This is a genomic window from Salicola sp. AFF1, from assembly GCF_056783195.1.
On the sequence record NZ_JBXAYL010000031.1, the window covers coordinates 1 to 20,117 of the forward strand.

General features: G+C 60.0%; 20 protein-coding genes. 13 read left to right on the plus strand and 7 right to left on the minus strand.

Going from position 1 to position 20,117, the window contains the following annotated elements; all coding sequences use genetic code 11:
• Positions 1-207 precede the first annotated feature (207 nt).
• Complete coding sequence (locus AC1RQI_RS14865; RefSeq protein WP_481905411.1) at positions 208-765, minus strand: DUF6843 domain-containing protein; 558 nt, start codon at positions 763-765, stop codon at positions 208-210.
• Positions 762-1,613 carry a hypothetical protein gene (locus tag AC1RQI_RS14870; protein ID WP_481905412.1) on the minus strand — a complete coding sequence of 284 codons (852 nt, stop codon included), beginning with the start codon at positions 1,611-1,613 and terminating at the stop codon, positions 762-764. The genes AC1RQI_RS14865 and AC1RQI_RS14870 overlap by 4 nt, the downstream gene beginning before the upstream one ends.
• Positions 1,614-1,800: 187 nt before the next feature.
• Here AC1RQI_RS14870 and AC1RQI_RS14875 point away from each other — a divergent pair, with 187 nt between their 5' ends.
• Positions 1,801-2,790, plus strand: coding sequence for an aldo/keto reductase (locus AC1RQI_RS14875; protein ID WP_481905413.1), 990 nt, complete (start codon positions 1,801-1,803; stop codon positions 2,788-2,790).
• A 12-nt stretch (positions 2,791-2,802) separates the two neighbouring features.
• Here AC1RQI_RS14875 and AC1RQI_RS14880 read toward each other — a convergent pair whose 3' ends face one another.
• Positions 2,803-3,381 carry a TetR/AcrR family transcriptional regulator gene (locus tag AC1RQI_RS14880; protein ID WP_481905414.1) on the minus strand — a complete coding sequence of 193 codons (579 nt, stop codon included), beginning with the start codon at positions 3,379-3,381 and terminating at the stop codon, positions 2,803-2,805.
• A gap of 15 nt (positions 3,382-3,396) precedes the next feature.
• On the minus strand, positions 3,397-4,389 hold the full coding sequence (locus AC1RQI_RS14885) for an aldo/keto reductase (protein ID WP_481905415.1): 993 nt from the start codon (positions 4,387-4,389) through the stop codon (positions 3,397-3,399).
• A gap of 96 nt (positions 4,390-4,485) precedes the next feature.
• On the opposite strand from AC1RQI_RS14885, the gene AC1RQI_RS14890 reads away from it, so the two are divergent.
• Together AC1RQI_RS14890 and AC1RQI_RS14895 are read left to right on the plus strand one after the other, a co-directional pair.
• Complete coding sequence (locus tag AC1RQI_RS14890; protein ID WP_481905416.1) at positions 4,486-4,683, plus strand: tautomerase family protein; 198 nt, start codon at positions 4,486-4,488, stop codon at positions 4,681-4,683.
• A 178-nt stretch (positions 4,684-4,861) separates the two neighbouring features.
• A complete protein-coding gene (locus tag AC1RQI_RS14895; RefSeq protein ID WP_481905417.1) occupies positions 4,862-5,218 on the plus strand; it encodes a hypothetical protein in 357 nt (118 codons plus the stop codon).
• Between the two features lie 10 nt (positions 5,219-5,228).
• On the opposite strand, the gene AC1RQI_RS14900 is transcribed toward AC1RQI_RS14895, so the two are convergent.
• Positions 5,229-5,897, minus strand: coding sequence for a hypothetical protein (locus AC1RQI_RS14900; protein WP_481905418.1), 669 nt, complete (start codon positions 5,895-5,897; stop codon positions 5,229-5,231).
• Between the two features lie 263 nt (positions 5,898-6,160).
• On the opposite strand from AC1RQI_RS14900, the gene AC1RQI_RS14905 reads away from it, so the two are divergent.
• From AC1RQI_RS14905 to AC1RQI_RS14925, 5 genes are all read left to right on the plus strand, one after another.
• A complete protein-coding gene (locus AC1RQI_RS14905) occupies positions 6,161-6,994 on the plus strand; it encodes a hypothetical protein (RefSeq protein WP_481905419.1) in 834 nt (277 codons plus the stop codon).
• Entirely contained in the window at positions 6,991-7,467 is a 477-nt protein-coding gene (locus AC1RQI_RS14910; RefSeq protein WP_481905420.1) for a pilin, read from the plus strand. Before AC1RQI_RS14905 ends, AC1RQI_RS14910 begins: the two co-directional genes overlap by 4 nt.
• Positions 7,468-7,559: 92 nt before the next feature.
• Positions 7,560-8,378, plus strand: a complete 819-nt coding sequence (locus AC1RQI_RS14915) for a class I SAM-dependent methyltransferase (protein WP_481905421.1) — start codon at positions 7,560-7,562, stop codon at positions 8,376-8,378.
• 102 nt (positions 8,379-8,480) lie between these two features.
• On the plus strand, positions 8,481-10,133 hold the full coding sequence (locus AC1RQI_RS14920; protein ID WP_481905422.1) for an AAA family ATPase: 1,653 nt from the start codon (positions 8,481-8,483) through the stop codon (positions 10,131-10,133).
• Between the two features lie 9 nt (positions 10,134-10,142).
• Positions 10,143-10,868: a general secretion pathway protein GspB gene (locus AC1RQI_RS14925; protein WP_481905423.1), complete on the plus strand. Its 726-nt coding sequence runs from the start codon at positions 10,143-10,145 to the stop codon at positions 10,866-10,868.
• 10 nt (positions 10,869-10,878) lie between these two features.
• On the opposite strand, the gene AC1RQI_RS14930 is transcribed toward AC1RQI_RS14925, so the two are convergent.
• On the minus strand, positions 10,879-11,796 hold the full coding sequence (locus AC1RQI_RS14930) for a matrixin family metalloprotease (RefSeq protein WP_481905424.1): 918 nt from the start codon (positions 11,794-11,796) through the stop codon (positions 10,879-10,881).
• Positions 11,797-11,941: 145 nt separating this feature from the next.
• Here AC1RQI_RS14930 and AC1RQI_RS14935 point away from each other — a divergent pair, with 145 nt between their 5' ends.
• From AC1RQI_RS14935 to AC1RQI_RS14950, 4 genes are all read left to right on the plus strand, one after another.
• Positions 11,942-12,907, plus strand: a complete 966-nt coding sequence (locus tag AC1RQI_RS14935) for a zinc-binding metallopeptidase family protein (protein ID WP_481905425.1) — start codon at positions 11,942-11,944, stop codon at positions 12,905-12,907.
• A 112-nt stretch (positions 12,908-13,019) separates the two neighbouring features.
• Entirely contained in the window at positions 13,020-13,985 is a 966-nt protein-coding gene (locus AC1RQI_RS14940) for a substrate-binding domain-containing protein (RefSeq protein WP_481905426.1), read from the plus strand.
• 209 nt (positions 13,986-14,194) lie between these two features.
• Positions 14,195-15,685 (plus strand): SulP family inorganic anion transporter, encoded by a 1,491-nt coding sequence (locus AC1RQI_RS14945; RefSeq protein ID WP_481905427.1) that lies wholly within the window; start codon positions 14,195-14,197, stop codon positions 15,683-15,685.
• A gap of 33 nt (positions 15,686-15,718) precedes the next feature.
• Positions 15,719-16,573: a universal stress protein gene (locus AC1RQI_RS14950; RefSeq protein ID WP_481905434.1), complete on the plus strand. Its 855-nt coding sequence runs from the start codon at positions 15,719-15,721 to the stop codon at positions 16,571-16,573.
• 10 nt (positions 16,574-16,583) lie between these two features.
• Here AC1RQI_RS14950 and AC1RQI_RS14955 read toward each other — a convergent pair whose 3' ends face one another.
• Positions 16,584-18,596 carry a bifunctional metallophosphatase/5'-nucleotidase gene (locus AC1RQI_RS14955; protein ID WP_481905428.1) on the minus strand — a complete coding sequence of 671 codons (2,013 nt, stop codon included), beginning with the start codon at positions 18,594-18,596 and terminating at the stop codon, positions 16,584-16,586.
• Between the two features lie 309 nt (positions 18,597-18,905).
• Here AC1RQI_RS14955 and AC1RQI_RS14960 point away from each other — a divergent pair, with 309 nt between their 5' ends.
• Complete coding sequence (locus tag AC1RQI_RS14960) at positions 18,906-20,060, plus strand: hypothetical protein (RefSeq protein ID WP_481905429.1); 1,155 nt, start codon at positions 18,906-18,908, stop codon at positions 20,058-20,060.
• Positions 20,061-20,117: the final 57 nt, after the last annotated feature.

Below are 20,117 nucleotides of genomic sequence, written 5' to 3' on the forward strand. Positions count from 1 at the left end.
ATAAACCCCCAGGACGACTAAACTGCCAGCAAGCATGAGGGGGATTGAAAACGCCACTGTGGCAATAATCCAAATGAGTAGCGTTCGCTCCGAGATGATCTGTTTACCTGACACTTTTGGTTGCGCTGGCGTGTATTTTAGTTGGTTTTCTGGCTGACCCCCGACCGGGGGCTACGCTCAAATCTGTCCGTGGGCACATCCTCAGAACTACTTGTTGTTGCAGGCTTCCAGGAATACCTCATCCGGAAGATTGTCGATGCCTTGGTCACTATAGATGTCGAAATGACCGTCATTATCCAATGCTTGGGATTTTGTGCCGACGTAGTAATCCGAGGTGTAAATCTGGCAGTGTCGCACCGGCTCGATTAGCCCGATGCCACCCCCAAAGATGTAGACTTGGTTATCGGATCGGTTTTCAGGCGTATCATGCAGGCTTGTAGTCCACCGTCCCTTAATCTGTCTGCGATTCCCGTCCTCTGACTCATAGTAGAAGTTGATTTTCTCTCCACTGATCGACCCCGGGTTTGAATCGGACTGCATAAGCAGAACACCATCCTCTGGAATGTCGTAAACCCGTGCCCCATTCTCATAAGTCTGAGATTTGCCGCTGGGTATATTGAAAACAATATGGAAGGAGCCGACATAACCTTCCGGTATTAAGTATAGCTCTGGCTCTCGTCCCTCAGAACATCCAGCCATCAGGAAGAGGACGAGAAAGGCAGTGGCTTTAAGGTATCTTCTAGTCAAACGTGTAGTTGAATTCATAGGTAACAGTCCATCTCAAGGAGTTCTTTGAGGTGAGAGGGATCTTCCACGCCTTTACAACGGCCACTGTTCGGGCTGATTGAGTGGAATCGTGCGTTCCACTCCGAGATACTTTGATACTCGAGCTTACGTTTACCGGCGCTGCGACGTGCCAATTCGTCACCAACCGTTCCGCTGAAACTTCCATCCAGGTTAATGGGGAGTCGAATGGCGGATGCGATCATTGGATACCCCAGATTTGCGGCCAAGGCGAGGGGAGCAGCGCCTTTGCGGACGTGGACGCCAAGGAAAACACGACTGTCCCCGGGACCGACAACAAAGGCCTCGCAATTGGGAAAGTCATCACCCCGAACGTAGGTGACAATGTCCATGTGACGGTTAACGCGATCAATGTCGATCAGGATTTTGTAGTTAACGTTGAGCGTTGGCACGTAGGTGATACCCAGAGACTCTTTGAGCTCCCCGGATCCGGGCATGGCGTGGTTCTCTCCCCCATAGCGGCCCTGGAGCTCGTAATGTCTTATCTTGGATGGGAGCTTGCGGGCGTCAGCTATCACCTGGCCTTTCGGCCGTCTTCTTTTGTCCTTGTACTCCACGTCATTGTTTTGCCATGGCGCTTTGGATGGATCGGATCGGGTGGCCAGGTTACTGACGGCGTTGCTGCTGGTATTAAGTGTGAATCGCTGCCAGATACGCGATGTGACTGAGGGCGTGCCGCTGGGCTTCAGGGAAAAACGTCGGTTGTCGCCCTCAAAGAAAAGGCCGGACCAACCAAAGGTCTTGTTGGGATGAAATGAGCGGATGTTGAATTGATATTCTGCGAGTTCGGCAGGGGGTTGAGAGTTCATCGCGTCCTTCCTTTAGACGTAGCGGAATCCATTTCAAGGGTGATACTAGTTGGGTCGTATTTGTGCTGTCAATTTGCGCTATTGGAGCTGGGGTTGAATTCCCCAACCCTCCCACGCATGTCTCCAGTACGATGCATTCACAACGCGGCCTTTGCGCCAACTGATTCCCAAGCCAACAGGAGGACAAATGGAGACGCGGACATTCGGCAACACAGACATTCAGGTGACGCCCGTCGGGCTTGGGACCTGGGCTATTGGTGGCTGGATGTGGGGAGGAACCGACGAAGCCCAGTCCATCGATACCATCCACCGCGCTATCGATAAGGGCATTGGTCTGGTCGATACGGCGCCGGTCTACGGCTTCGGGCGTTCCGAGGAGATCGTAGGCAAGGCGTTGGCTGACGGTCGTCGGGATCAGGTGGCGCTGGCCACAAAAGTGGCCCTGAACTGGAACGATGATCACGACAAGGTCTGGCGGGATGCGAGTGCGTCGCGCATTGAGCGGGAAGTGGAGGATTCCCTGAGGCGCCTCCAGACGGACCGGATCGACATTTACCAGGTCCATTGGCCGGATCCGGAGACGCCCATGGAGGAGACCGCCCGGGCGCTGGAAAAGCTCTACCAGGCGGGGAAGATCCGCGCGATTGCTGTCAGCAACTTCACGCCCGCGCAGATGGACGAGCTGCAGAAGACTGTGTCCCTGCACGCGTTGCAACCGCCCTATAACCTGTTTGAGCGGGACATCGAGCAGGAGATCCTTCCCTACTGCCGGGAGAACGGCATCGCGACCATTACCTACGGCGCCCTGTGCCGGGGCCTGCTGACGGGCAAGATGCGGGAGGATACACAGTTCAACGGTGACGACCTGCGCAATAACGACCCGAAGTTCCAGGGCGAACGCTATCGCCAGTACCTGGACGCCGTGGCGGAACTGGATCGGTTCGCCCGGGATCGGTACCAGAAGAACGTCCTCGCGCTGGCGCTTCGCTGGCTGGTGGATCAGCCCGGTGTGACGACGGCGCTCTGGGGTGCCAGGAGACCGGAGCAGCTGGATCCGGTCAGTGAGATCGAAGGCTGGTCACTGGATAAGGAGGCGATGGCCGCCATCGATGACATCCTGGCCCGCTGCATCGATGATCCCGTTGGGCCTGAGTTCATGGCGCCGCCGGCTGGGTGACGGGCGGCGCGCTCAGGAGAGCCCTGAGAGCACCATTTGAAGGACCGACTCAAAAGCCCTATCAATGTCCGGCTTCTTCCATTCGGAGGCATGGGCCGGGTGGTGGAAGCGGAGGGTGGCGTCAAACACGCCCTGGGCCGCGGTTTCCGGGTCGTCGACCCGGAAGTCCCCATCCCGGATGCCATCCTCAATGATTCTTTGCAACTGACCTGTGAGTTCAGAAACATGGGCATCGACCACGCCGCGGGCCTGTTCCGCCAGGGTGTGGTAGGTGGCAAAGAGTTCCGGGTCATCGAAGACTTTGCGCCGTTTGGCCTGGGCGAGGCCGGTTAGCCAGCGTCGGAGGCGATCCGGGGCCGGTCCGTCCTCCTCTGCGATGGCTGCGAGGGGAGTGGAAACGCGCGCCAGCCAGCGTTCAGCCACCGAGTCCCGCAGTGCCGCCTTGGTCGGGAAGTGGCGATAGATGGTGCCATGGCTGACGTCCAGAGCCCGCGCCACATCGACAACCGTGGTTTTGGAGGGACCGTAACGGCGCAGGACCTCCTCGGCGGCATCGAGGATGTGGCTGGGGCTGAGAACATCTTGGCTCATCCGACGTTGGCACTCCTATCGTTCACTATCGAGCATCTTCATCTGCTCAGGATTGTAACGTTCTCCGGCGACGGCACGCGCGGGGACGGCGTCTTCAATGCGTGCGAGCTCCGAAGCGCTCAGTTCCACTTGCAACGCGCCGAGGGATTCCGCCAGCCGTTCACGTGTGCGGGCTCCAATCAATGGAAGGATATCATCGCCCTGGGCCAGTACCCATGCAATCGCGAGCTGGGCAACGGAGCAGCCCTTGTCCTCGGCAATGCCGCGCAAAGCCTCTACCAGCCCCAGGTTATTGTCAAGGTTGCTGCCCTGGAACCGGGGGAGGTGGTTCCGGAAGTCCCCGGAATTGAGGTTCCGGGATTGCCAGTGCCCGGAAAGCAGTCCCCGGGAAAGGACCCCATAGGCACTGATCGCGAGGTTCCGTTCCCGGCAGGTGGGCAATATGGACTGCTCAATCCCGCGCGAAAGGAGTGAGTACTCGGTCTGCAACCAACTGATCGGCGTCTCGGCATGCGCCCTGCGGATGGTCTCCGGCCCGGCTTCCGAAAGGCCGATATGGCGGACGTAGCCTGCCTCGCGCATCTGGTTGATGGCGCCGACTGTGTCCTCAATCGGAACCTCGGGATCAACCCGGGCGGGTTGGTAAAGGTCCACGTAATCCGTACCCAGGCGGGTCAGGGTATGGGCCAGGAAGTTCTGCACGGCGGCCGGTGAACCGTCGAATCCCACGAAGTTCCTATCCGGGTCACGCTGGGCTCCGAACTTGACCGCGATGAACACCTTCTCCCGGGGCCAGCTCTTGAGGACTTCCCGGATCAGCAGTTCGTTCCTGCCCATCCCGTAGAAGTCACCGGTATCGAGCAGGGGCATCCCCGTTTCCAGGGCCTGGTGGATGGTGGCAAGGGACTCCGCCTGGTCTGTCTGGCCGTAGAAATCCGACATGCCCATACAGCCCAGACCCACTGCCGGCAGGGGGGTGTTGGCGTTCGTCAGGAATCGTGTCTGCATCGTTGCCTCCTGTCTTCGGGGTGTTGACGTCATTAATTTCATTTGATCAGATGACAGATGTCAATACCTGTCATTCAACAACGAAAGGAGGATGCTATGCCGACAGTACAAGTGACCGTTCCGCAGGAAGACCTGGATCAGGCGCAAAGGCAACGGTTAGCGGGTCAGCTCACCGAAACGGTGGGGCAATTCTTCCAGCAGGAAAAACAGGAGGATGTAAGCGATTTCGTGGTTGTCCACATCCGTGAGACAGCGCCGGGAGGGTATTCCCTTGGCGGTGAGATCATCGGGTAGGCAGCCGTGGATGATTTTCGACGATCCGGGTGCCCGCTTCGGCGGGCCCAGGATGGTGCGCCAGCTCCCTCACCTGGTGCACGATCGCGGTTCAGGAAGGCGCTGAAGCCGATGTGAGGGGCTCCGGGGCCGGTATGATGATTGCATCGCCCCGGGAAATCACCTCCGGAGCAGTACCATGGATAAAAGCTGGCTGATTGATCGCAAAGTGGTCTCGATCATCAAGGCGATGCGGGGGCATATCCGTTCGGAGTTTGGGGATGCGCTATCGTTAACCGACGATCAGCTGTTTGCCCAGCTCAAGGGCTATGCCGATGCCTCCCGCAGCGAGCAATTGAAGAGCCTGCAGGAGCAGCTTGAGGCGATGGTACGCCCTCCCGAACCTGAGCCGACGCAGGAAGCGCCGCACAAGATCTATCGCGGCCGGGTTGTGGCGGCAACGGCGTCGGAGGCTGAGGATCGGGAAAACCAGGGCGAGAAGCCCCACCGCTCTGAAAGCGTTCGCATATACAGGGGCCAGCGCGTTTCGCCTTGACTGCCTTGGCCTAAGGCCCCGAAAACTTCCGGATGGATTGGTTGAGCCGTTCGATCAGACTGTCTTCAACAGCCTTATTGCACATCACACGGCGTTTCTCTCCATTCGGGATATCGGGGAATTCAAGGGCCACGTACTCGGAGCGCGGGATGCCCGCGGCTTCAAAGACACGTGGCAGCTCGGCAGGCGTCATGAGCATGAAGTCAAAGCGCCGGCGCGCCAGCATTTTTGCCATATTGACCTGATTGTTCACGGCCTTGTGAATCTCAACGCTGTTTCCCTCCCGGTTCAGGCGTTTATCCAGCTGATCGCCGTACGACATGTTGCGGCGTGTGCCCAGGACCAGTTTGCTTTCCGTGAGCAGCTGGTCGAAGGTTGAAAAGCGTTCGAGTTGTTCCTGGTGGCTTCGGTGGGTCACCACCTGGAATGGCCGATCCGTCCAGAGCGGTTCTGTAAAGGTGGCAAACTGGGCTCGGGATTCTGTCTTGAACCAGGTGAACGAACAGAACGGCTTCTCTTTCTGGCTCTGGATCATGATGCGGCGCGCCGGCATTACCTGAAAGTTCACTTCGATGCGGGCGTGATAAAGGGCGCGGATCAGGATGTCGGCCATCAGACCCTTGGGGAGGGGTTGATCGCCCTCCTGGTAATGATAGGGAGGGCGTTGGGTGTGGGCCATGGTCAGCGGTTCCGCTCCTTGCACCGCTCCGCCTGTGATCATCAGCACGAACAGGAGCAGGCTTCTCCCCGTTAAGTGTCGTTTCACTTGCCGCTCGGTCATAAGCGCTTGGGACTGGATTGAGCTCATGGGCTGAATTATCAGTATGGTACAGAGCTCGGGTTCTCGATACTGACGGGAGAATGGGGCAACCTGGTGCCCTGTACCCAGCAACCAACAAATCAGGTAGGGTTGTGGCTGTTGAGTAAAGGAAAACGACCACCATGACATGGGAACGCTTTCACCACATTTGCCGCCGTTCTGTTGCCTCCCGCCAAGCCGATGAACCATTGGTGGAACGGTTGAAGGAGGTAGAGGCGGATCCAGACACTGCTCTCTACGGCAAGCCTTTGCGTCCGGGTACCCTGCCGCGTCGGCTTCTCGATAGGCTTGTTGCGCACCCGGATCCAAATCAGGCCCGTTACCTACTTGAACTCTACGCCAGCTTCAACTTGGCAACAGAGACACCCCAGCCTTTGCAACTCAAACGCATCGCCATCTATCTGGCTTATGTGTCTGTTTTATTTATTGGGGTCAATGCCTTGTACCAGGTCAAGGTGATGCCTCACTTTACGGCTCTTTACGAGACCTTTGGGGTACAAACCCCTGATTACGTAGCCATTTTCCGTGACTACGGAGGGGGGGTGGCGGTAGGGGTTCTGCTCCTGATTGGGCTGGCGCTGGTGATGGGCCATGTTCTCAAGGGGTTGGCTGATGGCTCGGTTGGGTGGGGTAGGGCAGGCGTGGCGCGTTTGTTGGTGCGTCCGAAAGCGCGAACCGCCTACGCCAATCTGGAAGCGGCTATTCTCTATCCTCTGGGATCGGAGGATGGATCTTCCAGAGTCGTATCCCATCTTTGGAAACTGGAACAGGAAGGTGTTGATCTCAGTCAGGAGATTCCGGCCCTTGTCAGGGTGCAACACCGAAATCTGGTCGAGCTTTGTGAGACACAAATGCGAAGGGTCTATGCCTTCTGCGTTGTTCTGATCGTGGCCATGATCATTGTTTTTCTTGCCAGTGCTTACTCGCCAATATTCATGATGGGAGACGTCGTATGAGGGATTATGGTGGCTTTACGCTGATTGAGTTGATGGTGGTGGTCGCCATGATCGGTATTCTGGCTTCCATTGCCCTGCCACAGTATCGAACCTACATCCATCGCAGTGAGATGGTGGAGGCGCTTTCCATGGCCTCCAAGGTGCGGGAGGATATTAGGCAGTATTATCAGGACCAGCGGCGCTTCCCGGCTGATAATGCCATGGCGGGCCTGCCCGCGCCTGACAAGCTGATTGGCAATCGGATCACCCGAGTGGTTGTGAATAACGGCGCCATCCACGTCTCCATGGGCAATAAAGCCTCGGAACCTTTGCAGGGCAAGACACTGACGTTCCGGCCTGCTGTCGTAGAAGGAAGCCCTACCAGCCCCATCACTTGGCTCTGTGGCTATGATGGTCCCGTGGACGGCATGAAAGCGGTTGGTGAGAACAAAACGGACGTTAGCGAGGAGTTCTTACCTGGATCCTGTCGATAAGGGTAGAGGGTTGAGTCCTTCCGCTATTCTGGACAAGCACTATTCTTCAGCAGCGTTACGACGTGGGTATCAGCTTCAAACAGGAGTATAGGATGTCATCCACGCCCATTGACCAGGATTACTTTCTCGCCAGTGATGAGGAACTGGGCCGTCTGCAGGTTCAGGCCCGTGTCTGGGAGCCAGACGCTGGGGTAATGATGGACCAGATTGGGGTTGGTCCAGGATGGACGTGTGCGGATCTGGGCTGTGGTGGAATGGGCGTATTGGGCCCTCTGTCCCACAGGGTTGGTGACGCCGGGCGTGTTGTGGGCCTGGATGCCGACCCAGAGCTCCTGGCGGCTGCCGCCGACTATGTGAACTCTGAGGCATTGAGCAATGTCGAGCTCCAGGAGGGCGACGTTTCCGCTCCGGTGTTACCAGAGGGCGCCTTTGATCTCGTCCATGCCCGTTTCCTCCTGCCTCATGTTGAAAAGCCCGCCGCGGTTTTGCGGACCATGATTGGCCTGGCGAAGCCCGGGGGCGTGATTGCCTCGCAGGAAAACGATCACAGCTCCTGGGGGTTCTATCCGCGATGCCCGGAATGGGCTGAACTGCTGGCGCTTCTGGAACAAACATTTGCCTTGCGGGGCGATATCAACATCGGGCGCCGCACCTTCCATATGCTGAAAGAGCATGGACTGGAGGATGTGCGGATCCGTGCCTCCGTTCAGGCGCTGCAGGACTGTCATCCCTACAGGCGCATGCCGCTGATTGGCGCCCGTGCCATGCGGGAGCGGATGATTGAGGCCGGCCTGACCACGGAGCGGGAGTTTGAGCGCCTGGTTGAGGGCGTTGAACGCGCCGTCAATGATCCGGATCGGGTCCAGATCACCTTTACATTGGTGCAGGCCTGGGGGCGAAAAGCCGCATAGGCGCTGATGGGCCGGGCACCGCGACGCAATACACGACACCCGGCGATTGCTGCGTTATTTTGTGCACTCCCTGATCCGTTGATCGATTGACCGTAGAGCGCCATGTATAACGACTTCTTCGGGTTCCGCGAGTCGCCCTTTACCATCGCGCCCGATCCCCGATACCTCTATCTCAGTGAACGCCATAAGGAAGGGCTGGCTCATCTCCTGTATGGCGTGTCGGGCCAGGGCGGGTTTGTGGTTCTGACAGGAGAGGTTGGAACCGGCAAAACAACCCTGTGCCGGCGTTTTCTGGAGGAAATACCGGAGAACGTGGACATTGCGCTGGTGTTCAATCCGAAGGTCAGTGCCCGGGAGCTGCTGGCGACCATCTGCCTTGAACTGGGCATGCCCGAGGTGCGAGGGCATTCGATCATGGAGATGATCAACCGCCTTAATGACTACCTGCTGCAGGCGCATGCCAAGGGGCGACATACCCTGGTCGTGATTGATGAGGCCCAGAATCTCTCAGTGGAGGTTCTGGAGCAGGTGCGGCTGCTGACGAACCTGGAAACATCGGAAAAAAAGCTCGTGCAGATTGCTCTGCTTGGGCAGCCGGAACTGGCGACCCTGCTGGACAGTCCGCGGCTCCGCCAGCTCTCCCAGCGGATTACGGCGCGCTATCATCTGGATCAACTGAGCCGTCGCGAAACCGACAACTACATCGCCCACCGCCTGTCCGTGGCGGGCCAGAAAGGCACGATCTTCAGCCGGCGGGCGCTGGCGGCGGTCTACCGGCACAGCCATGGCATTCCTCGGCTGATCAACCTGATCTGTGACCGCAGTTTGCTGGGCGCCTACACCCGCAATTGCCTCACCATCAATGCGTCCACGGTTCGCCGTGCGGCGCGGGAAGTCCTTGGTGGTGGCCGTGAAGAGCGGTGGTTTCGCCCCAGTCGGCTTCTGTGGAGCAAGCCGCAGCTCAAGTTGGGAGTCAGTGCGTTCCTGCTCACGGTGGCGGCCGGCACACTGATGATGACCGCGACGGATGAAGTGGACGAGCGCACCCCCCTGATCGCTCAGGCTGGAAGCAGGGCGGACGAAGGGCAGGTGAAGCGGCAAGCCAACCCGGGCACCCACCAGGCCGCCGGGCTGTCGCTTGGGTCATTGAGTTCCGAGGCCTCACGTACCCGGGCCTATCAGACCCTGTTCGATCTCTGGGGCTACGACTACCGCCCGAGTGAGCACGGGCAGGCGTGCGACTGGGGTGAGACACGCGGGCTGGGTTGCCTTCACCGACAGGGGAGCTGGAGCCGTCTGGCCTTACTCGACCGGCCCGCCGTACTGGAACTGATCAATCAGCAGGGAGAACCGGTGTCCGCGGTTCTGCTCGCCCTGAAACCGGGGAAGGCGCGACTGGAAGTGGGAGGCGAGCGGCAGTGGGTCTCCCGTGACGCTGTGGAAGCGGTCTGGTTTGGGGATTATTCCCTGCTCTGGCGTGTGCCGCCATGGGATTCCCGCCTGATCGAGCCCGGCAGCACCCGCAACCGTGAGCTCTGGTTGCATCAGGCCCTGCGCAAGGCGGAGGAAGCGCTGTCACTGACGCCCGGCTCCCCCGATGATGGGCTTGAACCGCGAATCGAGGCCTTCCAGCGGCGGGAAGGGCTGCGGACGGACGGTGTTATCGGGCCGCTGACGCTCATCCGCCTGAACCATTACATGGGGCGTTCCGTTCCGACGCTTTCCAGTGCATCATCCGATCCGTTGTCAGGCTGAGGCGGTCCCATGTCCTATATCCTGGAAGCCCTGAAAAAATCCGAGGCCGAGCGTTCCGGAGCGGAGCCGGGTGATTCCGGTCACCGGGTGTCCTTTGCGTCCGCTCCGGGGAAACAGCGCGAGATCTGGCCCTACCTCCTGGCGCTGGCACTGACGGCCAATGCCGCCGTTGTGGCCTATCTGGTATGGCCTGAATCCGGTCCTGGCAATGAAGCCCTGGTGTCCGGTGAGGTGGCGACGGTACAAAGGCCCCAGCCCAAGGAAGAGGCAACCGCAAAGCCCGCTCCGGAGCCGAACGCTCAGGAGGCGACAAGGGCACCTGAAGCCGTCAGTACCTCCCAACCCTCCGAGGCTTCTAACCCGGTCGCCTCCGAAGCGGAACCGTCGGCGTCATCCACGGAGCCGCCAGAACCCGCCTCCGAGGCGCCTGATCGGGAACCGCCGGATAACGTGACTTCCCCAGCGCGTACGACGGAGAGCCGGGAAGAGGTGCCACCGATCCAGGATATGCCCCGCTCGGTCCAGCAGCAGGTACCTGAGATGACGTTCAATGGCCACGTCTGGTCCTCCAGGCCTTCCTCCCGGAGCGTGATGATCAATAACCGGCTGCTGCGCGAAGGTGCCCGTTTCCAGGGGCTGGTCATTGAGGAGATCACCACCGCTGGCGTGATCTTCCGGTTGGACGGGCATCTGTTCGAGATCGATGTTGTGCGGGACTGGCAGGGAGGGCACTGACCCAGCCCGGTCACAGCTGGCAGACCCCATCCAGTGCGGCCAGATCGTCATTTGTAAGACGGGAGGCCCCGGCATTGTCCGTAGTCATCGCGGCGTTCATGATGGCGGCGGAGTCGCTCACGTGGCCAATGCCAAGCGCGTGGCCGAGCTCATGGGCGATGACCTGTCTCAGTTCCTGCTCGTTATTGGCCCGGTAAATCTCGATCCGGCGCTGATCGTTCTTCTGTTGATACTCACCCGTGGTGATCATCGACTCGCTGGACGCTGTGTCGTTGAATGATTGTGCCCGCTCGTTGAGTGCCTTGATGGCCGCGTTAAGATCGTCCGCGTCTTGGCGCCACCGTTCCGTCCGGCGCTCGAGTTGTGCCTGCTGTTGTTCAAGCCGGGTACGCCGGGCGTCGAGCTTGTTCCTCTGGCGTTCAAGCATTCGCCGGTTCTGCGGGGTCCGGTGCATCTGGCCGTTGTTCCACTGCTGAACCAGCTGTTCCACGTCCTCACTGTTTTCCTTGAAGCGCTCCCTGTCACGCTCGAATTGATCCCAGGCCTGGTCAAGGGCATCACGGCGCTGCTTGAGTGCGCGCTCCTGGCGCTCAACGGTCGTGTCGCGTTCCTTGATGCGTTTCAGGGCGGCCCGTTTGTTATTGGCCCGGGCCTGACGGCTGTCGTAGACGAGGCTGACGGGCAGGCCGGCCCTGGCGTCGCGGGTGAACAGTGGCGTGTCCGTGCGGCTTTCCCAGAGGTCGATGGCGTCATCCAGTGCCCGCTGGAACGTCTGTTCGCTCACGGGAAACCGGCTGTCGAAATCGCCGGCCTTGATGCGGATGGGAATGTCGCATTGGTCTGCTGTGTTGAAGTCCCGGCTCTGGTGGAAAAAGTCCTGCCCCTCCAGTACCAGGAACAGGCCGGCAGCCAGCACCGTCAACGTCAATGGTCTTCCAAGTCTCACTGCTTGCCACCTGGCGGTTCTGCTTACAGGGTTTACTATAGCATGCGTAGTGGTTGGGCATTCACGACTTGCGGAACGCACTTGCTGCGCGCACTCTGGACGTTAACATCCTCACTGGAGCCCTCCCATGCGCGTTTTCGCCAACCCTGTCGGTGCTGGCACCCTCTGGTTCGACAACCTGGCCACGGCCGATGGCATCCCCGTTGCGTATGACCCCCAGGCCCGGGCCTTTCTGCCCATGCCGCCGTTCTGCGCCAACCGGGAACGGATCGGGTGTAACTGGATAGCGCCCGAGGCGGGAGCGTTCTGTCGCGCCTGTGCCATGACGGCATTGGCGCCTGACCCTTCCATTCCCGATGCCATCCCCAACTGGGCCCAGACTGAGGCGGCCAAGCGGTGGGTTCTGGATAATCTCGGGCGGTGGCACTGGTTCCGGCCGGAGGACCCTGGGGCGCGGCCGGTGTTCCATCTATTGGCAGAAGGCCCGACCCCCGTGCCAATGGGCCACGCAGAAGGCGTGGTAACGATCAGTGTGGCGGAGGTGGATCCGGTGCTGGTCACCACCCGCCGGGAGGCACTGGAAGAGCCGTATCGCACCATGATCGGCCACATGCGCCACGAGATCGCGCACATGATCTGGTGGCGGCTCAGTCTGCGCGATGACTTTCTGGATGCCTTTCGCGCCATGTTTGGCGACGAACGGATTGATTACCCGGCGTCTCTTCAATACCACTATGAGAATGGTCCGCCCGCCGAGTGGCATCAATACTACCTCACCAGTTATGCCTCGGCGCACCCCCATGAAGACTGGGCAGAGACCGTGGCGCATCTGCTGCACCTGACGGATATCGCCGACAGTTTCATGGCCACGGGCTTATCGTCATCGCAAGTACCGCATGCGGGCTGGGACCCTTATTCAGAGCCGGACCCCCATCGCCTGATCCATACGGCGGCGGCACTGAGCATCGGCGTTAACCACGTTAACCGTTCCATGGGGTTATCGGACATCTATCCCTTTGTTCTGTCGGACCATGCCCGCCAAAAGATGGCTTTTGCCCATAATTGGTTACGTCGGGGTGCCCAGGGGCTCTGAGCCCGGGGGCCCATTAGAAAGTTCCAGGGCGGGCATTGTCACGGCAAAGGGTCTAGGCTGCGGTTAGAGGCATTGCAGAGTGATCGCGTTAACCGCGGTCAGGGAGGATGCTATGGGGCTGCGCGTGATGGTGCTGGCAGGGTTCGTTGCCGCCTGCATGGGGGTACAGGCTGATGAACGAACCTTTGTCGTCGTCGGCAAGAGTCATGAGGACATCAACTTCATTGAGGTCTATGCGGGGTGCCAGGAAGAGGCCCGTAAGCATGGTGACCGCTGTATTCAGGGTGGGCCGAGCGGTCAAGCCCATTTCCGGAAGCAGAACGAGGCATTGCGCAAGGCGATCATCCAGCAACCTGACGGTATTGCTTTATCGGTCACGAAAGGGTCCTTTCTCAAGGAGAACGCGTTACGCCGGTGGGACTCGGATCATGCTCCGCTCATCACCTTTGATTCGGACTTCGAGCGGGAGCTTCAACACCTGAGGCAAGCCTATGTTGGCCCCAGCAACAGGCTGATTGGCAAAAAACTGGCCCAGCTTCTTGTTAAAACCGGGAAATCACCCAGCGAACTCTGTTTTATGTCGTCCGATCCCGAGGATGCCAACCTGAAACAGCGCATTGCCGGGGCCCGCCAGTACCTGAAACGCAACACCTCGTGGCGTGAGGAACCGCGCTGTCCACTCTACAACAATGATGCCGTCAATGCCGCATTGAGGCAGCTTGAATACATTCTGGACAAGCGCGTTGCGTCGGCCATCATCTCGGTGGGAGCCTGGCCCGTCGTTTCGGCGCAGCGCTACAGTGATGTCGTAGCGCGTGCGCAGCCGGAAAAGGCGCCTGTTCCCATTCTGGTGGCGACGGGGAAGCTCCGGCCGATTGACTTCAGGTTGCTGGCACGTCGCCATGTCACGGGGTATGTATCAATTGACTTCAAGGCGATGGGGCGGGAAGTCTATCGAACACTGCGCCGTCTGGCAGAAGGTCAGGAGGTGCCGGAGTCCATTGAAACGCCCGTTACCCCCGTATCGGTTCCCCACGCGGAACCGGCTGGCGATTCACCGGCGCCCCCCCAACGCTGAGGTATTCCACCTGTAGCTCTTATTCCAACCCTTATGATCCTGGCGTTGGTTCGTGCCGCCAAACAGATCCCCCTCTTTTGTTAACGGTTGAGCAGGACAGGCGTAGGGAGGTTGAATCCTGTGCATGTGTCTCTGTTGTCTGTATAATCCCGCGCCTCCAATGGGGCGGCGGCTCCCCATTTTCCATCCTCCCCGGATCAGGCTGTACCATGTACGAAACGATAAAACTGGGTTGGTTCTCCAACCTCAAGGGCGATGCCCTGTCAGGCATCGTCGTGGCGCTGGCGTTGATTCCCGAGGCGATCGCGTTCTCCATCATCGCCGGTGTTGATCCCAAAGTGGGGCTCTACGCCTCATTCGCCATCTGTGTGGTCATTGCCTTTGCAGGCGGGCGCCCGGGCATGATTTCGGCGGCCACTGGGGCCATGGCCCTGCTGATGGTCACGCTCGTGAAGGAGCACGGTCTGGAGTACCTGCTCGCGGCCACGCTGCTTACTGGTGTGCTGCAGATCATCGCGGGCTATCTCAAACTGGCGGACCTGATGCGCTTTGTGTCGCGTTCGGTGGTCACTGGCTTCGTCAACGCCCTGGCCATCCTTATCTTCATGGCCCAGTTGCCGGAGCTCACGGATGTGATCTGGCACGTCTACGCTATGACGGCGGCGGGGCTGGCAATCATTTACGGCTTTCCCTGGCTGCCAGTCATTGGCCGCTCCATTCCCTCGCCGCTGGTGTGCATCGTGGTTTTGACGGCGGTCTACATGGCCACCGGTATGGAAATCCGCAGCGTGGGCGACATGGGTGAGCTTCCGGACAGCCTTCCGGTTTTCCTGTGGCCGGAGGTTCCACTCAACCTTGAGACCCTGAAGATCATCTTTCCCACCGCGTTGATGCTGACGGTGGTGGGTCTGCTGGAGTCCATGATGACAGCAACCATCGTGGATGACCTGACCGATAGCCGCAGCGACAAGAACCGCGAATGCCGCGGGCAGGGCATTGCCAATATCGGCTCCGGCCTGCTGGGTGGCATGGCGGGATGTGCAATGATTGGCCAGTCAGTGATCAACATCAAGTCCGGTGGTCGTAGCCGGCTTTCGGCCCTGATTGCCGGGGTTACACTGCTGGTAATGGTGGTCTTTCTTGCGGACTGGGTATCCCAGATCCCCATGGCGGCCCTGGTCGCGGTGATGATTATGGTTTCCATTGGCACCTTCAGCTGGGAATCCATACGGGACCTGAAGAAGCATCCAATGAGTACCAATATTGTGATGCTGGCCACGGTGGCGGTGACTGTGGGCACCCATAATCTCGCGATCGGGGTGTTTGTGGGCGTCCTGCTGGCGGCCCTGTTCTTTGCCAACAAGGTGGGCAATATCCTCTATGTTGGCTCTGAAGAAACCGAGGATGGGCAGGGCCGTATCTACCGCGTGGTGGGCCAGGTATTCTTTGCCTCCTCGGAGCGCTTCATGGATGCTTTCGATTTCAAGGAGACCGTGGAGAACGTCACCATCGACCTCTCAAGGGCGCACTTCTGGGACATCACGGCCGTTGAGGCGTTGGACCGGGTGGTGATCAAGTTCCGCCGCGAGGGCACGGCCGTGGAGATGGTGGGTCTCAACGAGGCAAGCGCTACCATTGTCGACCGTTACGCGGTGCATGATGACCCGGCTGCCGTTGAGAAACTGATGGGGGGCCATTGAATGGCTGAAGTGGATAACAACAACAGGAATGAAATGACCGAACAGGTAATGGCCGCCATCGACGGCTCACAGTTTTCGGAGGCGGTCTGCGACAGCGCGGCCTGGGCCAGCCTGGCACTGGGGGCACCTCTGACCTTCCTGCACGTGAACGATAACCATAGCGCCCCGGAGGAGCAGGATCTTTCCGGTAATCTGGGCCTGGGGGCCCGTGAGCACCTGATGGAGGAGCTTTCGCGCCTGGATGAGCAAAGGGCCCGGGTTGCCCAGGAACAGGGGCGTGTCATGCTGCAGGCGGCGAAGGATCGGGCCCTGGAGGACGGTGTGGCCGAAGCGGTTACGCGCCAGCGTAATGGGACCCTGGTGGAAACGCTGGAGGAACTCCAGCAAGAGATTCGCCTGTTGGTGCTGGGCAAACGGGGCGAGGGCGTTGACCAGGCCAGCGAACACCTGGGCTCCAACCTGGAGCGCGTTATCCGTACCCTGCACCGCCCCATCCTGATGGTGCCGGAGGCGTTCCAACCCCCCGGGAAGGTAATGATTGCCTTTGACGGCAGCCGGACGACCCGCAAGGGCGTGGAAATGGTCGCCCGGAGCCCATTGTTCCAGGATGTGCCCGTGCATGTGGTGCTTGTCGGGCCGGACCTGGCGGACAATCGTTTCCATCTGGACTGGGCCCTTGAGACGCTGCGGGAGGCAGGCCACGAGGCTGAGGGCACCATCCGCCCCGGTGAGGTGGAAGGGGTGCTGCACACCTACCAGCAAGAACAGGCCATCGATATGCTCGTGATGGGCGCCTACGGCCATTCCCGCATCCGCCACCTGCTGGTGGGCAGTACGACCACGGACATGCTGCGCCGCACCCGCATACCGGTCCTGCTCCTGCGGTAACGGGCCATCATCACCGCCTCAGGATCCGGTTATTGACCGCCGGTGACTGGTTAAAGGCATTGTCGGCGTCCGGATGGCGATGGCGCAGGTATTCCGCCAGGGCATCCTGCTCGCTTCCAGTAGCGGCAAAGGTGGCGTTACCCGGGTCGGTGCCGGCATCGACCAGGTTCACGCGGTTGGGGCCGGCGAGCCCGTTCAGGGGATAGCCGTCTCCGCAATCGGTGTTGCTGGCCCCCACGCACTTGGCCAGGAATCCCAGGGTGACGAGCCGGAAAGTGCGGCCGGGATCGCCCTGCACCATGCCGTCAGCCACTACGGTATCCGTGACGTTACCGCTGTTATCCACGATCCTGAGCGACCGCAGCCGGTTGCCATTGATGGTGGGGTCCGCCTGGTTGGTATCGCCGGCGCTTCTGGGTTGCCTGTCCGGGTCGAAGGTAAACCGGATGCCCGCGACCTGGGGGAACTGCCCGGGCTTGGCACCTTCGCCCGTGGCGGCAACGCTGTATTCCACAATGTCGGCCAGTTCCGCGGCAGTCACGGTGAGCAGGGTCAGCTCGTTGTTGAAGCGCAGACTGGTTTCAATGTCCAGCTGCGAAACGCCGCCTTCCGGCTTACCCACAATGTCATTGGCGGCCGGCGGCAACAGCTCCAAGTCATCCGGGTTGTTGGAACCGGCTGGTTGAACCGCGCGCCCAATCGCACTGCGGATGCCACCGCCGTTTTTCAGTGAGATCCTGGTGCTGGTGTCTGTCTGCCGGGCCATCCAGAGATTGGCATCCGCAGTCAGGTTGCCGAGATTGGTCTCACGGGTTCTGACCCGGGCGCGGCGGCCATCCAGGAAAGTGTCTGTCCGACCCAGCACGTTACCATCCTTTTCCTGCAGTACGCCTTCCAGGGCGTCGGCAATGGCCGCGACGTCGCTGATGGGGTTGAACGGCAAGCTGACCCTGTCCGTGGCATAGGCGCCGCTGTCCGCCGGATCAACTGAGTCCGGCAAGAGAATGCCCTCCTCATTGAATGACACCACCAGTCGGCCCAGGTAGGTAAAGTCGCCGGGCGTGTTCACCAGCATCACTGGTTCATCCGTCGCGGAGCTGAATGTCTTCGGATAATCACCGGCGGCGCTGTCGCCTTCCCGGAGTCGATCGTTGGCGTCAGCCAGAAGCGTATTGGAGCCGCCGGCGACGATGATGTCGACTCCGTCCAGGCGCTTCGCCAGCGCCTCCTCAATGGCAAGCTGCTGCATATGGGCCAGCAGGATGACTTTGTTGATGCCGGCGCTGGTCAGCTCATCCACTGCTGGCTGGATTTCGGCGGCCAGGGCATCCAGGTCCGATGCCTGGGTGGCGTCAAACCCGTCCGGGCTGACAACCATTTTCCCGGTGTCCGTGATGCTCGCCAGGCTGGGCACAGCGGCGCCGACCAGGCCCACGGTTTCGTCGTTGACCGTGACGGTCGCGCTGCCAGCAACGGTATTGGGCTGAGCGGACTGAGCGTCATCGGTCACCAGGCTGGCGGTGGCATCGTTACTGAAATCAATGTTGGCTGCCAGGTAAGGGAAGCGGGCCCCGGGCCAGTCTCCATCCGGCGCGATCAATTCCGCGAAGGCACTGGTGCCGGCATCCAGGTCGTGGTTACCCACCACGGAGGCCTGGACGCCGAGTTCGTTGAGCCAGGCAATATTGGCCCGGCCCTTACCCGGCGTGCCCAGGACGGGATCAAGCTCCGGGTCCGCAGCCGCAAAGAATTCCGGACCCGGAATGAGATTATCGCCGGAGCTCACCAAGACGGTGCGCTCGGGGTAACGAGAACGGAAGCCGTTGACCAGGGCCGAAAAATTACGGACGTCAGCAAGGCCCCCGGTGCCGTCCACGTCGGCGAAATGCAGCAATTGCATGCGGAATGCCTCCTGGCTCCCTGCTTTACTGTCGTTGTCTTCGTCGTCGTTCAGGCAGCCGACAAGTAACAGTGCGAGCAGCGTAACCAGGAATCCGGCGTTCAAGCGTTTCATGGCATCCATTGATGGGCTCCTGAGGGTGATCGTCGAATCAGGGGCGCTCCTGGCCGGGTTGACCGGGAGGCCTGAACCGGAACGCTAGCGATGAAAGATGACAGCCTGCTGACAGGGCGATTTTTGGATCGTGTCGCTTTCAGGTCCCGGCCCGCGCCAGTGGTTACCGGAAAAGTAGCCCATCGCGTCCGGTCATAATCGTTGGATTGAACTGTGCGCAGTGACACGCCCCTGTTGTCGCGCCTGTGTTAAGAATGACCACTCATGGATTACCAATACGTCATCCTTGAACAATAATCCAAAACCACGGGGCGCTTCATGAAACAGGCGGTGTTACTGGTTATCGCGTCACTGGCGCTAACAGGTTGTGCCAGTAGTTACTGGCAATGGGATTCGACCAATCGAAGCACCGGGACCTCGGAAACAGAGACAGCGTCGCAGCCAAGTGAGGAAACCTCCCAGTCCTCAGGTCCGCAGATCAATGAATCATCGGATGATGGGGCTGAACGCCCGTCTTCCGGCACGCAAGCCGCCAAGGACCGATCCGGGGATGAGGAAGACGACGGGGCCTCAAGTCAGGCCGCTTCCGGTAACACGGAATCCGGCTCAGAGCCTGAGCAGCAGCCTGAACCAGCGCCCGAACCCAGCCCGGATGCTCAGGCTGAAGCAGAACCTGAGTCTGAATCGGAAGAGGAGCCAGAAGCTGAACCGGTAGCTCAAGCCAGTACGGAGTCGGACCCTCAGCCGGATTCAAGCGCCGAGTCGGGGGCTGGCTCTGAATCGGCGTCTGGTTCTGAACCCGCGTCCAACTCTGAAGCAGCATCCGGGTCTGCACCCGCATCCGGGACTGACACTGGCTCCGAGACGGAAACCGCGTCTGAGTCTGGCTCAGAATCCGAATCTGAACCAGCGGCCGACTCTGAATCAACGTCTGAACCCGGAACGGCGCCTGATTCCGGGAAGAGCCCTGAGTCTGAGCTGGCCTCCGAATCCGGGGATGACGCCGAGCCTGAGCCGACTCCGGAGTCAAAGCAGGAACAGAAACCGGAGTCGGAACCGGATGCCACCTCCAGAACCGCAACCACGTCCACCTCCGATTCGGATACTGTCAATACGGCAGCCGGGGACAACAGCGAGGCCGACAACAGCGAGGCCGACAACAGCGAGGCCGACAACAGCGAGGCCGACACCAGCGGGGCAGCCTCAGGCAATTCCGGCCGGAGCTTGCGCATCGCCAATGGTGGTAACAGCGTGATTTGCAGCATCAATGGGGGCCCCTCGGCCCATAGCCAGCTTCACGCCGCGGAACACCCACCACTGAGTGAACGTGAGTACCGGCGCCTTCAGTCCCTGCTTAAAGAGCTGGCCAGCGCTGGCGAGGACGTTTCCGAATACCGTGAGGAGATCCAGCGCGGGCGATCCCAAGGCGGTGCCTGGGCCTGGTTCTATCGCTGCTGGCTGGGGAGCGCCTGACGCTGGTATCGCACTTGCATACCCCGCGGGCTCATTGATCCGGCAAGGCTGGGCGGT

Bases quoted from the DNA above. Each gene is read 5' to 3' on its own strand.
- AC1RQI_RS14865 (WP_481905411.1), bottom strand. From the start codon at position 765: ATGAATTCAACTACACGTTTGACTAGAAGATACCTTAAAGCCACTGCC.
- AC1RQI_RS14870 (WP_481905412.1), bottom strand. From the start codon at position 1,613: ATGAACTCTCAACCCCCTGCCGAACTCGCAGAATATCAATTCAACATC.
- AC1RQI_RS14875 (WP_481905413.1), top strand. From the start codon at position 1,801: ATGGAGACGCGGACATTCGGCAACACAGACATTCAGGTGACGCCCGTC.
- AC1RQI_RS14880 (WP_481905414.1), bottom strand. From the start codon at position 3,381: ATGAGCCAAGATGTTCTCAGCCCCAGCCACATCCTCGATGCCGCCGAG.
- AC1RQI_RS14885 (WP_481905415.1), bottom strand. From the start codon at position 4,389: ATGCAGACACGATTCCTGACGAACGCCAACACCCCCCTGCCGGCAGTG.
- AC1RQI_RS14890 (WP_481905416.1), top strand. From the start codon at position 4,486: ATGCCGACAGTACAAGTGACCGTTCCGCAGGAAGACCTGGATCAGGCG.
- AC1RQI_RS14895 (WP_481905417.1), top strand. From the start codon at position 4,862: ATGGATAAAAGCTGGCTGATTGATCGCAAAGTGGTCTCGATCATCAAG.
- AC1RQI_RS14900 (WP_481905418.1), bottom strand. From the start codon at position 5,897: ATGGCCCACACCCAACGCCCTCCCTATCATTACCAGGAGGGCGATCAA.
- AC1RQI_RS14905 (WP_481905419.1), top strand. From the start codon at position 6,161: ATGACATGGGAACGCTTTCACCACATTTGCCGCCGTTCTGTTGCCTCC.
- AC1RQI_RS14910 (WP_481905420.1), top strand. From the start codon at position 6,991: ATGAGGGATTATGGTGGCTTTACGCTGATTGAGTTGATGGTGGTGGTC.
- AC1RQI_RS14915 (WP_481905421.1), top strand. From the start codon at position 7,560: ATGTCATCCACGCCCATTGACCAGGATTACTTTCTCGCCAGTGATGAG.
- AC1RQI_RS14920 (WP_481905422.1), top strand. From the start codon at position 8,481: ATGTATAACGACTTCTTCGGGTTCCGCGAGTCGCCCTTTACCATCGCG.
- AC1RQI_RS14925 (WP_481905423.1), top strand. From the start codon at position 10,143: ATGTCCTATATCCTGGAAGCCCTGAAAAAATCCGAGGCCGAGCGTTCC.
- AC1RQI_RS14935 (WP_481905425.1), top strand. From the start codon at position 11,942: ATGCGCGTTTTCGCCAACCCTGTCGGTGCTGGCACCCTCTGGTTCGAC.
- AC1RQI_RS14940 (WP_481905426.1), top strand. From the start codon at position 13,020: ATGGGGCTGCGCGTGATGGTGCTGGCAGGGTTCGTTGCCGCCTGCATG.
- AC1RQI_RS14945 (WP_481905427.1), top strand. From the start codon at position 14,195: ATGTACGAAACGATAAAACTGGGTTGGTTCTCCAACCTCAAGGGCGAT.
- AC1RQI_RS14950 (WP_481905434.1), top strand. From the start codon at position 15,719: ATGACCGAACAGGTAATGGCCGCCATCGACGGCTCACAGTTTTCGGAG.
- AC1RQI_RS14955 (WP_481905428.1), bottom strand. From the start codon at position 18,596: ATGGATGCCATGAAACGCTTGAACGCCGGATTCCTGGTTACGCTGCTC.
- AC1RQI_RS14960 (WP_481905429.1), top strand. From the start codon at position 18,906: ATGAAACAGGCGGTGTTACTGGTTATCGCGTCACTGGCGCTAACAGGT.